The organism is Streptomyces sp. NPDC040410, assembly GCF_055595715.1.
In genome coordinates this window covers 55,748-70,147 of sequence record NZ_JBVIVK010000029.1, presented here as the reverse complement: position 1 = coordinate 70,147, position 14,400 = coordinate 55,748, and the positions used below count along the sequence as shown (strand labels likewise).

10 protein-coding genes, 1 tRNA gene and 4 pseudogenes are annotated in these 14,400 nt (G+C 67.3%); 5 read left to right on the top strand and 10 right to left on the bottom strand.

Features of this window, described 5'->3' with window-relative positions; translation table 11 throughout:
- The first annotated feature begins 352 nt into the window (after positions 1-352).
- Positions 353-478, top strand: coding sequence for a hypothetical protein (locus tag ACZ562_RS34840; protein ID WP_471187790.1), 126 nt, complete (start codon positions 353-355; stop codon positions 476-478).
- 120 nt (positions 479-598) lie between these two features.
- On the opposite strand, the gene ACZ562_RS34835 is transcribed toward ACZ562_RS34840, so the two are convergent.
- From ACZ562_RS34835 to ACZ562_RS34805, 7 genes and pseudogenes are all read right to left on the bottom strand, one after another.
- Positions 599-2,179: a diguanylate cyclase domain-containing protein gene (locus tag ACZ562_RS34835; RefSeq protein WP_471187810.1), complete on the bottom strand. Its 1,581-nt coding sequence runs from the start codon at positions 2,177-2,179 to the stop codon at positions 599-601.
- Between the two features lie 470 nt (positions 2,180-2,649).
- The gene (locus tag ACZ562_RS34830) at positions 2,650-3,228 is read right to left on the bottom strand and encodes an RNA polymerase sigma factor (RefSeq protein WP_471187787.1); all 579 of its coding nucleotides are present in this window, start codon (positions 3,226-3,228) and stop codon (positions 2,650-2,652) included.
- An 833-nt stretch (positions 3,229-4,061) separates the two neighbouring features.
- A pseudogene (locus ACZ562_RS34825) lies at positions 4,062-4,433 on the bottom strand (DNA helicase); the annotation flags it as partial.
- A 462-nt stretch (positions 4,434-4,895) separates the two neighbouring features.
- Complete coding sequence (locus ACZ562_RS34820; protein ID WP_471187784.1) at positions 4,896-5,516, bottom strand: dihydrofolate reductase family protein; 621 nt, start codon at positions 5,514-5,516, stop codon at positions 4,896-4,898.
- Positions 5,516-6,022: an SRPBCC family protein gene (locus ACZ562_RS34815; protein ID WP_471187781.1), complete on the bottom strand. Its 507-nt coding sequence runs from the start codon at positions 6,020-6,022 to the stop codon at positions 5,516-5,518. Before ACZ562_RS34815 ends, ACZ562_RS34820 begins: the two co-directional genes overlap by 1 nt.
- Positions 6,023-6,025: 3 nt before the next feature.
- On the bottom strand, positions 6,026-6,367 hold the full coding sequence (locus ACZ562_RS34810; protein ID WP_471187778.1) for an ArsR/SmtB family transcription factor: 342 nt from the start codon (positions 6,365-6,367) through the stop codon (positions 6,026-6,028).
- A 7-nt stretch (positions 6,368-6,374) separates the two neighbouring features.
- Entirely contained in the window at positions 6,375-6,836 is a 462-nt protein-coding gene (locus tag ACZ562_RS34805) for a recombinase family protein (protein WP_471187807.1), read from the bottom strand.
- A 44-nt stretch (positions 6,837-6,880) separates the two neighbouring features.
- On the opposite strand from ACZ562_RS34805, the pseudogene ACZ562_RS34800 reads away from it, so the two are divergent.
- Together ACZ562_RS34800 and ACZ562_RS34795 are read left to right on the top strand one after the other, a co-directional pair.
- Positions 6,881-7,148, top strand: a pseudogene (locus ACZ562_RS34800) (transcriptional regulator); the annotation flags it as partial.
- A 63-nt stretch (positions 7,149-7,211) separates the two neighbouring features.
- Positions 7,212-7,285 (top strand) — tRNA-Met (locus ACZ562_RS34795).
- Positions 7,286-8,417: 1,132 nt separating this feature from the next.
- On the opposite strand, the gene ACZ562_RS34790 is transcribed toward ACZ562_RS34795, so the two are convergent.
- Complete coding sequence (locus tag ACZ562_RS34790; RefSeq protein ID WP_471187775.1) at positions 8,418-8,621, bottom strand: hypothetical protein; 204 nt, start codon at positions 8,619-8,621, stop codon at positions 8,418-8,420.
- 261 nt (positions 8,622-8,882) lie between these two features.
- Here ACZ562_RS34790 and ACZ562_RS34785 point away from each other — a divergent pair, with 261 nt between their 5' ends.
- A complete protein-coding gene (locus ACZ562_RS34785) occupies positions 8,883-11,618 on the top strand; it encodes an ATP-binding SpoIIE family protein phosphatase (protein ID WP_471187773.1) in 2,736 nt (911 codons plus the stop codon).
- Positions 11,619-11,932: 314 nt separating this feature from the next.
- Entirely contained in the window at positions 11,933-12,412 is a 480-nt protein-coding gene (locus ACZ562_RS34780; protein WP_471187770.1) for a hypothetical protein, read from the top strand.
- 23 nt (positions 12,413-12,435) lie between these two features.
- Here the strand turns inward: ACZ562_RS34780 and ACZ562_RS34775 are convergent.
- Both ACZ562_RS34775 and ACZ562_RS34770 read right to left on the bottom strand, forming a co-directional pair.
- Positions 12,436-12,867: pseudogene (locus ACZ562_RS34775) on the bottom strand (IS5 family transposase); the annotation flags it as partial.
- A gap of 26 nt (positions 12,868-12,893) precedes the next feature.
- A pseudogene (locus tag ACZ562_RS34770) lies at positions 12,894-14,160 on the bottom strand (IS110 family RNA-guided transposase).
- Between the last annotated feature and the right edge of the window lie 240 nt (positions 14,161-14,400).

Here is a 14,400-nt window from a genome sequence, read left to right as displayed (position 1 = left end):
TTAGTTGCACTCGCGTCACGTAAAAGGTCTACCGGTCCAGGCCCCACCATGAAGGCGAATCCCGCAGATCGATCACGACTCGATACGCTCCCTAGTGCTCATGGCCGTACAGCTGTGGGTGGTCTCGCGCGGCTCCTCGCCGTAAGTCCGCTGTCAGCAGCGGCATTTCAACTCGGGCGCGGGGAGATAGTGAGTTTCTTCGAGCTGGCCACCGATCGGGTGACGGTCCACAAGCGCAACGAGCGAGGCCCCGAGCTGTTGATCGAGATGTCTGACGTCTCGACCACGTTGCTCGGGGGCTTCGTTAGTTATCTATCCTGCCGCACTATACCTGCCGCATACACTTCGTGGAGTGGTCACCATGCTCGTCGTCACCCGTGAGGAGGACCGGCGCTGCAAGCTCCGCCCGTCTCAGGCGTGGGCGGTGGACTTGCTGATCCCGAGCCCGGCAGCGATCTTCGCCAGGGTGGTGTGTTAGCTCAGGCACACCAGTGCCACCATCGCGCGCGCCGGGCCTGCTGAAGGTCCTGCTCGAGGCTGATGTGGACTTCGTCCTGCGGGCAGCCCTGCGGCGCGGCGTCGTGGGGGAGTTGCTCGGTCAGACGGCAGTCACACCGTGAAGGGTTCGCTGGTAGTCGGTGAGCTCGTGTGCTTTCTGCTGCTCGATGGATTCCAGGACTTCATCCGGGCTCATGCCGCATCGAGCCCAGGTGATCCCGACGTCGGCGCCGATGAGCATGGCGCGGTCGCCGACCCTGATGGGCCGAATGATCTGGTTGTGCAGCCGGGCAGCGAGGTCTTGAGCGCCGGGCTGGGTGATGTCGTCGGCGAGGACGACGAAATCGTCGCCGCCAAGCCTCGCGACGGTATCGCCGTCGCGTGTGCCATGGCCGAGCCGCCGGGCAATCTCGATCAGTACAGAGTCGCCGGTGCTGCGCCCGAAGCGGGCGTTGATCTGCTCAAAGCCGTCCAGGCCGAAGTGGATAACGGCCAGACCCGTGCTCGTAGTACCGCTCCCGCCGCTGGGCGCGCCGGCGTGAAGGTGTCCGGGTTTGACGGGGGGCGTCCCGCCCGTTGATGAGGCTTTGTGCACTGCACCGCACAGCCGGGCTGACAGACGGAAGCGCAGCTCGGCGGAATTGGGCAGTCCGGTCAGCGGGTCGTGCGAAGCGCGCTGGTCGAGGCACAGTTCGTCACGCCTGCGTTCGTCGATGTCTTCGACGTAGGTGATCACGAACCAGTTGTCTCCCTCTTGGACGACGGAACTGTCCAGCGAGACCCACAGGTAGCTTCCATCCCGCCGTCCCAGCCGCAGCTCGGCCCGCCCGCCGTGCATCGAGGTCTGCCTGAGCACCTCGATGTCGCCGGGATGGACGAGGTCACAAAAGGCATAGCGGCGCATCGCGGAAGCGGGACGGCCGAGCAGCCGGCACAGGGCGTCGTTGGTACGTAGGATCCGGCCGGAGTAGTCATCGGTCTTCTCGGAGACGGCCAGCCCGGACGGTGCGTTGGCCGTCGCCTCCCGCAAGAAGGCCCCGTCACCGACCTGCAGCGCCTGCTGCTCCTGCTCAAGCCGGCCGAGCGCGCGCTGCATGTTGGCCCGCAGACGCGCGTTATTGATCGCAGTAGCCGCCTGGAACGCGTACATCTGCAACGCCTCACGCCCCCACGCGCCCGGCCGCCGGCCGTTGCGCGGCCGGTCCACCGAGAGCACGCCGATCAGCTCACCGTCCGAGCTGTCCGGCGTGCCCGACGTGTAGAGGGGCGCGAACAGCCGGTCGGAGGGGTGCCATTCGTCCCCGAAGCGCGGCGCGGGCCCGCCGGCATGGCACTGGGAGACATCGTCGCCTGGAACCTGGCCCTCGGAGTGCGGGATGAAGACCAGGTCGCCCCAGCGCTCACCCATGGACAGGCGGCGTTCCCAGGATGCACGCGGGCTGACACGGCCGATGATCAGCGCCTCGGCGGCGGGACTGCCGGCGAAGGCGGCGACGACGAGGTCGCCGTCGGGGCGGACCAGGTTGACGCACGCCAGCTCGTAGCCGAGACCGCCCACCACGCCGTCGGCAACGGTCTGCAGCGTGTCGGCCAGGCTGCGGGCCGTGTTCATATCGGCCATGACCTGGTGCAGTTGTCGCAGGGTCGCAAGGCGCACGTACGGCTCCGACTCGGTCTGCACGCCTGACGCCTCTTTGCGCTCTGCCTCGGGAGCCACCGGGGCCAGCCGGACGGGATCGAGGACAACACCTGCACCAGCTTCCCGGCCACCGGCCGAGGCTTCGCGCCGGGCAGCCCCCAGCCCGCTGGCCGGCACACAACCCGGTGCAGGGCCGGTCTCATCCGTTTCACAGGGCGGCTGAGATGCTGCGCGGACTCCCCGGCAGATGCTCTCCAGCACGGCTGCTGCCCCTGGGATTCCCTGGCCGACAGCCTTGCGGAGCCAGTGCTCGGCTTCCTCCGGATCGCCTTCCGGGTCCAGGAGGATCTGCATCCCCTGCGCATAAGCCGCGTACCCGAGTTCCAGCCGCTCCGCGACCCGAGCGAGCGCGTTCCTCTTGCTCTCCGGCAGCCGGGCCGCGCGGGCCATGACCGCATCGAAACCCGCATCGAGTTCCTCCTCGGTGAACTCGCGACGATCGTTGCTGCGCGTCATTCGTGCACCTCTTCCGGCTTGACCGCGAGCTCATAGGAGTGCAGGTGAAGTGATTTCCTTAGCTGCTCGCGTGCGCGGCCGAGGTTCTTCTTCACCGTGTTGGCACTGATGGCCATGAGCTGTGCGGTCTCTTCCACCGTGAGCTCGTCGAGGTAGTGGAAGTGCAAGGCCTCCCGCTGCCGCCGGGGCAGACCAGCCAGAGCCTCCATCAGGTCAATGTTCCTGCAGACCCCTTCATCGTCGATCGCGTAGTGGGTTCCTGCCACTGCGTCAGCGAGCAGCGCCAAGTCCTCGCCCTCAACAAGCGCTTCATGAATCCTGCCGCGCCGCCGCCAGTAATCGGCGACCCGGTAGCGGGCGATGGGACAGAGAATCAACCGAGGGGTGGCGAAGTTCCCGATGTGCTCCTCGAACCGCGAGAAGAAGATCGACCAGGTTTCCTGGCACACATCCTCGGCGTCTTGGCGGCTTGCAGGGATCCGGCGCTGGACGAACCTCCATAAATACGGGTGATGTTCGTGATAGACCGCCCGCATGCGCACCGCGTGCACCCCGCCGGCCCCCGGCAAGTCCAAGCCCCTACCTTCATACGAGCTCCTCACCGCGACGAATCACCCCCAGTACCGGATCGCCGACCGTGCTCCCCATCACCGACCACCGGTTCGGACACACCGACATCGAGCGCCCACACGCTCTCCTGGGTACGAACACGAACCTGTGCAGACCCGCCACTGCCGGCCACCACGGCTGCCACCTCCGCCAAGGCCTGCCGCTGCTCTCGCATGAGCGCCACGCGCCCGCGGATCCGGAGCGCGAGCGCGGCCAGCGCGGCCAGCCCGCTGACCGCTGACGCAACCTCAGCGGGTCCTACTGACTCAAGCACCCCGGACCTCACAATCGTTCCTGAACGGTGTCCCCCTCTTCATCGTTCACAGCAGGCCTTGCCGGGTACTGCAGCGACCAAGATTCTTTTCAGAGCATGGACACGGTCTGTCCCAAGGCAACGACGAGCGGGACCATTCCCGCTGCAGCAGGGGAACAAGTATGGCCGGGGATACGGTATTTGGGAGCATGAAGCCCGTCCTTCGGCAGAAGGGACGGCTCGGCTCCAGCGTGGCGCCCGCTCTCAGTTTGGGCATGCCGCGGCCGAACGCCGGCGCGACGAATTCTCCGGACCCGCGCCCAAACACGGAACCTCTTGTCCGGGGGAGTGGAACCGCAAAGCGGGCCACACACTGGGGGCAAGCCCCACACGCTTCCTGGCTCCACTGTGCCGCGGACGGCGGTTACTTCGCCAGCGCGGCACGTGCTGGGGCACCATGGCAAGCGGTGGCCCGCCGCTTTCCCCCGTAGCGGCGGGCCCCATCTTGCTCAGCGGGCGAGGATGGTCTTACGCGCTAGGCCGAACTCAGGGCGGCGGGTGGGAGTTGATCCAGGAGAGACCTCCGAGGTCGAGGTGCTGTCGGGCGCGGGTGACGGCGACTTAGGCGAGGCGTGCGTCGGTGTCGCTGACGGGTTCCGGGATAGGGCGTCCTTGGTTGTCCTGCTGGTTGGTGTCCTTGGGCGGTGGAAAGTCGTTGCCGATTCTGACGGTGGGCCATTCGCGGCCTTTCGCCGTGTGGGCGGTGGAGACGACCGCGTCAGCCTGCTGCTCATCGATGAGCTGGTCGACGGCGGCGAGGATGGCTTCGGCACCGTGGCTGTCGACAAGGTCGACGAACGGCTGAACGTCGCGTCCCGCCGGATCGTGCGCGGCGTAGTCCTGCAGTTCACCCCAGGAGTCGGGCTGGACGGTAGAGGCGCCGGTGTACAGCGCAGGCAGATATCTGCGAAACAGTCCGGCCGGGCAGCGGACCTGGTAGTGACGCCCGGACGAAGGCCGTCACTCTCCCCGTACGGACGCCTGGAGCGTATGGCCCCGTCAGGGCCTGGCGGTGACCTGCTCCAGTGACCAGCCGTCGTTCTCGGTGGCGTCGATCACCAGCGCGGTCTGCACCAGGTTGGCCAGCTCGATCGCCGCCTCAAAGCGAGCCACGAACACTGCTTCGTCACCGTTCTCGTTGCTGGGAAGTTCGTCGTAGCCGGGGATCACTGCGGACAGCAGCGGACACCGCGTCGGCGTACATGGCCAGCTCCCCGCCCTCAAAGGTGAGCACGTATCGCCATCCGTCGTCGCCGCCAGGGCGGGCCGGGCCGTCCGCCGGCAGCTGACCTCGGCGGGAGAGCGCTGAGTTCGGGACAGTTACCGCTCCCGGACGGCGTAGGTCAAATGCGTCACCCTCGGGGAGGGCTCCGCGCGGACCTGCTCCAGCGCCACACGGCTGGCGTCCACGCCCTCGAACAGGCGGATTCCGGAGCCGAACAGCACGGGTGAGAGCGCGATCGAGAACTCGTCGATCAGGCCGGCGTTCACGTACTCCAGGATCGTTGCGCCGCCGCCCGCGATGCGGACGTCCCGGTCGCCGGCGGCCTCGCGGGCCTGGTCGAGGGCGGACTCGATGCCGTCGTTGACGAAGTGGAACGTGGTCCCGCCCGGCCGCTCCCAGGGGTCACGCTTGGTGTGCGTCACGACGAAGACCGGCGTGTGGAACGGCGCATCCTCCGGCCACATCTGCTCGCCGGCGTCGAACATGCGCTTGCCCATCACGCTCGCGCCGGTGCGCTCGAACGTCTCCCGCGCGATGTCGTTGTCGCGCCCTTCCTCGCCGCCCTCGCCGAGCTTCAGGTTCTCCCGGAAGAACTGCAGCGGGAACATCCACCGCTGCAGTTCCATCCACTGCTGCCCCATCAAGTCCCCAAGGGACTCGGGCGCGATGAAACCGTCCAGCGACATCGACACGCTGAAGAACACCTTCCCGGCCATCAGTCCTCAACTCCCTTCCGAACGATCTCGGTGACGTATGCAGCCAGGTTGCTCAGGGTCTGCTGGCCGCCCTCGATCGCGTGGTACTTCTCGACCGCCTCGTCGCGCTGCTCCTTGGTGGGGAACACCGTGTGCATCTCGATCCGGGTCGCCGTGCCGTCGGGCTCGAACGTCAGGACCGACTCGAAGGCGTTCGGGTCATCGCGGGTCTCACCGTGGAGCATCGCGATCCGTTCCGGTGGGGCGAGCTCGGTCCAGGTGATCCACTCTTGGTAGTCCGTCCCGTCCGGTCCGTGCATCACGAAGTCCCACTCTCCGCCGACGCGGAACTCGAACGTCCGCGTGGTGGTGGTGAACCCTTCCGGTCCCCACCATCGCGACAGGTGTCGAACGTCGGTGAACGCCTCGAACACCAGCCCGCGTGGGGCCTCGATGATCCGGGAGATGACGATCTCGCGGTCGGCTGTCGCCGACTGCGCTGGCGTTCCTTGTTCTGTCGTGCTCATCAGCTAGTCCGCTTTCCTTGTCTGCTTCAGGTCCTGCACGTAGGCGTCCAGTCGGTTGAAGCTCTCGTTCCAGAACTGCTCGAAACCGCCGGTCCACTCGTGGACGGGCCGCAGCCCGCTGGCGTCAAGGCCGTACAGGCGCTGCTTGCCTGCCTTGCGGTCGCGCACCAGCCCGACCTCCCGGAGCACCCGCAGATGTTTGGACGCCCCCGGCTGGGTCATCCCCAACTCCTGGGCCAACTCGGTCACCGACCGCTCACCAGCCCGCAGCAGCACCAGGATCTCCCGGCGCTGCGGCTCGGCGATCGCGTTGAAGACGTCCGACGTCGTCGCTGCTCGTGCCATGGTGCGATCATATGCCGATATCGGTATGCGTCAAGATCCCTGCGATCGGCGCGACTGACCTGGTCCAGGCGGAACCGTCACGCTTCGCGTTCGCAGAAGTGCGCGCGGTCTCGACGGCCTCCGGGTAGGCCTGGGTCTTCTCGTGCTCGGCCAGTGCCCGGTAGATGCTGGAGAGGCTGGGGCTCTGTCCCTTGCGGCGGCCGGTGGGGATGAGGAGGTCGGGCTCGATGTCCTCGACGGTCTCGCCGTTCGCGCGGCGGCGGAGCACGGTGTGGAGCATGTCGACGGTGATGACCGGGGGCCGGCCGCCGTGGTTTCCCTTGCGGGCTGCGGCGTCCAGCCCTTCGAGTGTGGACTCCCGGATGTTCTCTCGCTCCGTCTCCGCCATAGCTGCGAAGAACCCGAACAGCAGACGGCCCGGCCCGCTGGGGTCGTACATCCCCTGGAGGGGGCCGGCAAGCATTTCCAGGACCAGGCCGTGGGCGGTGAGGTGGTCGGCCAGCGCGGCCAGCTCTGCGGCGTCGCGACGTCGCCCGCCATCTCCTCAGGCGCCTCAACCGCGACGGACGCGGTACGCGAGTGGAGATCCACCCGCTCAACCAGTCCCAGGTGCCGCAGCCGCTGCAGCGCGTGGTGGAGTACCTGAACGTACGCCGCTGGGACCGCATCGTCGGCTCATGGGCGGCTGGCGACCACCAGAGCCTCGATGCCGCGTGGCAGGACACGATCGTCGACCTCGGCTCGCTACGAGTACGTCACCAACGGCGGCTTCGCCGCATAGCGACCCTGCGTCGGCTGGTGGTCTTCGGTGCCTGCTGTTATGGCGTACGGTGGGGGCTACCGACGCGGGGTGGAGCAGCTCGGTAGCTCGCTGGGCTCATAACCCAGAGGTCGCAGGTTCAAATCCTGTCCCCGCTACTGCTGAAGAGGGCCCGGATCCACGCCATCCGGGCCCTCTCGCACTCCCTGGGACCCGACCGGCTGGGGCGGGGCGATGCTTTGGCCTGGCGGGCACGATTCGCGCTGGAGCGCGCGACGTCCTTCCAGCGAAAAGGCCCGGGGCTTCTGGCACACGCATCAGCACGGGTAGGGACTGCCTCCGCCCACCGGGCGGACCAGTCCCTACCCGTGTGTGCGGGCCGTCAGGGTGCGTGAAGCCGTGGACGAAGGAGTGCTGCGCAGCGGACAGCACCCGCTCGCCAGCACGGCCGCCTGTCCGGACTCCTCACCGCCCCCGCCACCGTGACCGCCGCCCTCGCCCCCTGGGTCGGCGCAGCCCTCGCAAGATCATTGGGCGGGTACCACAGACTTTTCCTCGCCCTCGCCGCCATCTCCGTCCTGGCAGCTGTCCTCGCATTCGCCTCCGGACGTTCAACAACCGGCACGGGGGAGAACGACTCTCTCGGGCTGCCGGCCTGAGTCGTCGGACTGCCGGTGCGAGCGGTTCGCTGTTCCTGGTGGCCGAGAGTGCGACGCGGGATGGACTCGATCTCCGAGCGGAGATTCAGCACACGTGCAATGGGGGCCGGGAGCTCAGTATCGGGGCGAGGGCAGCCGGGGACAGTTGCTCGGAGGCCGAGAAGGATGAGCACTTGGCTTCTCCGTAGCCGCTCAGCGCGTGGAGAGAAGTGTTCGTGGTCGCGGGCGAGTGAAACGCCCAGCAGGTGTGGAAGTCGTCGTTGTCGTTCAGGCCCGGAATTTGAGGACTGCCTCGACGCCTTTGAGACCCCCCGCAGCTGTCGGTGATGTCGAGTCGGCCGCCCACGATGTGGCGGCAGGTGCCTTCGGTCGCGCCGGTGCCGATCGGCCAGCCCGCCGCCAGGGCGGTCTCGTGGCGGAGCTGGCCGAGGAGCCCGGTGAGGTAGTGGAGTAGGCGTCGGCTCCCTCACGCCGGGTGCCGTGCCGCCCGTCCGGTCGGCCTGAGCGGTGATCTCGGTGGCGGCGCGAGCGGCTGGCCGTGGGTGTGTGGTCGTCGGCAACCCGGGTTTCAGCCGCCGAGGGGCCGGGCTGGTGAAAGCAGTGAGCCGCCGCGTCCCAGATGTCAGTGTGTCTATGGCCAGGTGGAAACGAGGAGCGCGGTGCAGGCGATGCCGAGGGAGAGCGCGCTGGCGAAGGCGATTCCTGCGCGGGTGATGGCTGCGGGGATGGTCGCGTTGTCCCAGCGGGCCAGCGCGGCGGCAGTGATGCCTGCGGCCAGGGCGAGCGTGAGAACGATGGCGAGTAGGACCAGCACGATCGTGGATCGGGGGGACACGCGTAATACCGCCTGTGACTCGGGTTGTCGGTTCCTCGGATGCAGTTCCACGATTTCCCGGCGCGCGCTGGTGGACGAGCGGTTGGATGTTGTTGCAGAGATAAGCCGTGGGTTGTGGCAGAACAATAGGCAAGGGAGGGCTGCGCTTTGGGGGAGCGGACTCGTGCCGGGCGCCCGTGGATGCCGGCGCGCGGTTCATGCGCGGAGATCAACGAACTCGTCGGAACGCTCCGCTCGTGGTTGGACACGGCAGGGGTGCCCGTGGCCCACCTTCATCAGCGCCTGACGGCCGAACACTTCGTTGGTGGCCAGGTTCCGTCGCTGACCAAGCTCCGTAAGCAACTGGCGGGCGAGGGCCTGTCGTGGGATCTGGTGGAAGCTGTGGCTGACGTCTGCTACCCCGACGAGGACAGCGAGACAGCCGGCCAGCGACTGGTCCCCCTGCAAAGATTATGGCGTCTGGCGCAGACTGCGCCGACGGCCACCGACGGCAGCGGCCCGCAGGTAACCGCGCGGGAGGTGCTGGAGGTTCAGCGTCAGGCCATCACCGCCTACGAGGAACTCAACCGTGCCCGTCGGGCCTTCGAGGCCAGCGAGCAGGGACGGCAGCAGGCCCTGCAGATCGCCACCATCCTCTTCGGCATGCTCGGCCAAGCCCAGGCGAAGGTTCTGGAACTCACCCGCCGTGTCGACGCACTGAGGAGTTCCACACTGCAGGCCCCGGCTGATGTCGAGCGCCTCGAACAGACACGACGACGGGCCGAGAGCCAGGAACTGGAACTGCGCACGCAATTGACCCGTGCCGACGGCGACCGGCAACGGGCACAGGCGGTCGCCGATCACGCAGCACGGCGGATCCAGGAACTGGAAACCGAGCTTGAGGCCCTTAAAGCGAAGACGACGACCTCAGCCCAGTCTGACGGCGGCGCCAGACTGCTGCCCGCTCCGCTCACGCCGCCAGCACCTGAAGAGGCCGGGCTCGACGCCGTAGACGATGCGCTGGAGAAGGTGCGTGTCGCACTGGATTTGGAGCACGACGCCGTACAGGAAGCCGCAGAGGATCTCGGCATGAATGTCGCCGAGGCCGCCAAGGACGGTCGCAGTGGCCGCACGATTCCCGGCCAGACCGTCGGGGACACATCGACGCCGGCTGCAGACAGCACGCGAGCCCAGCCGCAAGACGGCGGTCCATTGTTGGCAACAACCGCACACAACCCCGTGACCATGCCATTCGAGCCGGGCGAGCTGGCCGGCGGACCCGTGCCATCGCTGGACCGTATGCGGCTCGCCTCCGCCGCCACAGAGCGCATCGCCGCCGGCATCAACGTCGAGGAAGTCGTGACAGGCCTCGGCGGTGCAGCGGTGCCGGAGTTCGCCGACGGAATTTTCATCTACCTCAGAGAGCCACTGCAGGACTACGAATCGTCGTTTCTGGGCGATGTGCGCCTCGCTCACCGCCAGAACGCACTCAGGTCAGCGGCTCTCCTCCCGCTGCCGTCGGCACCCGAGGAACTCACCGTGCCGAAAGGCAGCCCCCTGGCCGAGATCCTCAGCAGCGTGCGCCCCGTCACCGTCAACGATGCTCTCTCCCGCGCTGCCCTGGCAGACGTCACCGCCGGCCTTCTCCCGGCCCAGGCCAGCGTGATCATCGCTCCCCTGCAGAGCAAGAGACAGTTGCTCGGATTCGCCATGTTCCTCCGTCACCATCCGCCGCCATACGACGAGGCGGACCTGCTCGTCGCGGCACAGATGGCCACGCATACCGCTCTCGGCATCGACCGGGCACTCCTGGTCCGAAGCCAGGCCGTCGCCATGGATGAACTGCAGCGCACCATGCTGCCTGCAAGCCTCGCCCAGCCCACCGGCATCCGACTGGCCAGCCGCTATCTGCCAGCCACCGAAACCGCACGCGTCGGCGGCGACTGGTACGACTCCATCCCCCTGCCTGGCAGCCGAGCCGCCCTGGTCATCGGCGATGTCATGGGCCACGCCACTGTGTCCGCCGCCATCATGGGCCAGTTGCGCACCTCACTGCAGACCTTGGCCGGCCTCGACCTGCTGCCCCACGAGGTCCTGCACCACCTCGACGAGCAGGCCCAGCGCCTGGGCGGGAACCATCTCGCGACCTGCCTGTACGCCGTCTACGACCCGGTATCACACCGCCTCACCATCGCCAACGCCGGACATCCCCCGCCGGTCCTGCTGCACCTGGGTGGCAAGGCCGAGGTGCTGCAGGTAATGCCCGGCACCCCTATTGGTGTGGGCGGCGTGGATTATGAGGTCATCGAAGTGGACGCCCCCGTCGGCGCCACCCTCCTGATGTACACCGACGGTCTGGTGGAATCGCGGACCCGAGACGCGTGGGAAGGGGTAGAACAGCTGTGTGAACAAGTGGCTGCAGGCCGTCCGGCCAACGCCAACCAGGAACCATGGGAGTTGGAGGCACTCTGCGACAACGTGATCGACGCCCTTGTCGGACCAAGCGAGAGAGTCCGAGGAGACGATGTGGCATTGCTCGCTGCCCGCTTCGAGGGCATCGAGCCGGGCGACGTCGCCTTCTGGCTCCTCGACGCGAAGGACACGGCCCCCCGCAAGGCGCGACACCTCGCACGGCGCGCGCTGTCGCGCTGGGGACTGGAAGAGCTAATAGATCCGGTGGAACTGCTCGTCAGTGAGATCGTGACCAACGCCGTGCATCACACCTCCCAGCGCGTCACCCTGCGGCTGCTACGAACGGACGTATTGCGGTGCGAAGTTGTCGACGACGAGCCGAGCCTGCCCAGAGCCCGTCAGCCCAACAGCACGGACGAGACCGGCCGTGGGCTTTATGTGGTCAACCGGATAGCCAGACGCTGGGGAGTCAGCAGGCTCTCCACGGGCAAAGTGGTCTGGTTCGAGCTGGCCCTGCCCGATGAACCGCGGCAAGGGGCACCTATCGAAGCCCTCCCCAGCCTTGCCGGAACTGACAGCTCGTCCGATGCCAGCCAGGATCAGTGAACGACAGAACTCCGTCGCACCAGTTCCTGACCTGTACAACGCCCCGGCCTGCCGCAGACAGGTCACCGAGCCGACGGCGCGGAGCGTGCTGCGGGGCCTGCGCCGCGGCTCAGTCGGCCCACGCGGCGTGTCCGCAGACTACGACCCAGGTGTTCGAGTAAACGGCGGTGGTTCTGCCATGCGAGCGGCGATATAGCACTGTGGCAAGGATCGGGCGCGTTTTGGAACGTTTGGACGAGGCGGCCGTGCCCCATCGGGTGGGATAGTCGGGGCCGCCGGGTGCGGCTGAAGTCGGATGAGGCAGGGTGAACGGCATGGCCAGCCCGTCGGTGGGCACATCGGTACGCGCAGCCTCCGCGGCCGTGCTGGATCCTGCCGCGCTGTCTGTCTCGCTCCAGCTGATGGGCAGCCAGGCGCTGCTGTTCTACCGCCTTGACGAACAAGAATGCGCACGCCGCGCCCGCGTCTCAGCGGCCCGTCTGGACAGTCTCGATGTGCTGCAGACTCTTCTGGAGCTGCCCGTCGACGAGCCCGTCGGCCTCGCCTCGCTGCCCGCACGGCTGCGTTCGGCGGTACGGCGGCTTCCGGCTGCCGCCGCCGAGGCCGACCGCCGTGAGGTCACCCGGCGCGCGGTGCGGCCGCTCACCATTGATCTTGCCGTGGTGCGGGCAAGCGCCGCGGGCTGGCGCGTAGGACTCGAACAAGCCGGCCGTTTCGCCCCCTTCTGCCGGCGCGCCCTGCTGCTGGACAGCGCTCCACCGGTGGCTGAGGAGATGCTGATGGAAGCCGCCTAAATTGATCTTGCTTAGACGTCATCTCATTTGGCTAGTCGGCGGTAGCAGATGAGTGTGCAGGCGATGCTGGTGAAGGCGAGGAAGTGCTCGGCTTTGCGCTCGTAGCGGCGGTGCAGTCGGCGGCATCCGGCGAGCCAGGACATCGTGCGTTCTACGGTCCAACGATGGCGGCCCAGGCGGGTCGAGGACTCGATGCCCTTGCGGGCGATGCGGTGTCTGATGCCCCGCTTGCGTACCCATCGCCGCAGGTGGTCGTAGTCGTATCCCTTGTCGGCGTGGAGCTTGGCCGGCCTACGCCGTCGGCGTCCGCGCCGGGATCGGATCGGCGGTATGCCCTTCACCAGCGGGATCAGCGCCTGGCTGTCGTGCAGGTTCGCCCCGGAGATCCCGACGGATAGGGGCAGACCGGTCCGCTCGGTGATCAAGTGAATCTTCGAACCATACTTGCCCCGGTCGACAGACATCCCACGCGTTTACTTCGTCAAGCGGCCTGCGCGGGGAGGTCTGCCACAGGCTGGCTGGCGAAGGCCTTCGTCTCGTCGTAGTGCTCTCCGCGTTGGAGGCAGTGGAAGAGCATTCCCATGAAGCGGTTGAAGAGGTTGCGCTGGGCAGCGACGTGGCGGTCACCAGCTGCTTTGCGGCGGTCGTAGTGAGCTCTGGCGCCCGGTGAGCTGGTCAGAGAGGCGAATGCCCACACATAGCCGACGGCGGCAAGCCGCTGATTCTTGACCCGGCGGCTCATCACTGTGCAGCTCTTGCCGCTCGCCCGGGTGACCGGTGTACTGCCGGCATAGGCCTTCAAAGATCCGGCGGTCGCAAACCTGGCCCGGTCGTCGCCGATCTCGGCAAGGACCCGGGCGCCGGTTAAGGACCCCAGGCCCGGAAAGCTGGAGATGATGGGAGCGTCGGGGTGCTGTTCGAAGGCCTCCCTGGTGGCGGCTTCGAGCTGGTCGGCGTTGGTGCAGGCGGCTTCCAGCCGCCGCAGCAGGGCCGTGGTCTGCCAGCCGAAGGCCTCCTCCACCTGGGGGAGCTGGTGGAGGTATTCGCGGTGGAGTACCTCGTGGAGCCGGTCGGCCTCGGCTTCGATGCCGCGCTGGCGCCCGGCTTGCTTCAGCAGCGACCGGAGACGTCGGCGCGTGAGACGGGCCGCCGCTGCCGGCGTCGGGGCCGCGGCCAAGATGGTCTGGGCCTCGGGCGAGCAGATGCCCTCGCGCTTGTCGGCGAAGGCGGAAAGGATCGCCGGGTAGAACTCTCGCAGTTGGGAGCGGAGCTTGGTTGTGTGCTTGGGCCCGGTCCCAGACCGCGTCCTGCTGGGCCCGTGCCAGCACCGCGATTGCCTGGGCCAGCTCGGAATCCTTCGGCAGAGGTCGGTGGGCGGCCATGTCGGTCCGCAAGATGTTCGCCAGGGCAGCAGCGTCGATGGCGTCCGACTTCTTCCTCGCGACGGAGTGCCGATCTCGATAGCGGGCCACCGCCAGCGGATTGATCGCGAACACTGAACGTCCCGTCGCGCGCAGGCAGGCGACCAGTAGCCCCCGGGACGTCTCGATTGCGACCGGAATCGGGTGATCTTTGCTGTCGCCGTGTTCGCTCAGCAGGGCTGTGAGCTGGGTAAATCCGGCAGTATCGTCGCTGATTCGTAGCTTGGCCAGCCGTGTTCCACCGGCGTCGACCAACGCGACATCGTGGTGGTCTTCCGCCCAGTCCACCCCGCAAAACACTGGCACCGGTAGTCCTGCGAGCTCCATCGTGTTCTCCCTCGTTCCGGTGTTTCCGCAGGCCAGAGCCTGTGCAGGGTGCGCGTGCTCCCTAATGGAAGTGCTCAAGGCACAACATCCCACCAGCCGTTCGCAACCCCAGCGAGCTGCACGGTCCTTCGTCTACGTGAGAGCTCTCGGGCTCGCGACGCGATGAAAGGTGTTCCCTGCAGTTGGCTCAGGCCACGACCATCGAAGCCCTTGGTTCGTACCGCCGGGTGGCGCGATCTG

Coding starts and splice junctions, on each gene's coding strand:
- ACZ562_RS34780 (WP_471187770.1), top strand. CDS start 11,933: ATGGCCAGCCCGTCGGTGGGCACATCGGTACGCGCAGCCTCCGCGGCC.
- ACZ562_RS34815 (WP_471187781.1), bottom strand. CDS start 6,022: ATGAGCACGACAGAACAAGGAACGCCAGCGCAGTCGGCGACAGCCGAC.
- ACZ562_RS34810 (WP_471187778.1), bottom strand. CDS start 6,367: ATGGCACGAGCAGCGACGACGTCGGACGTCTTCAACGCGATCGCCGAG.
- ACZ562_RS34820 (WP_471187784.1), bottom strand. CDS start 5,516: ATGGCCGGGAAGGTGTTCTTCAGCGTGTCGATGTCGCTGGACGGTTTC.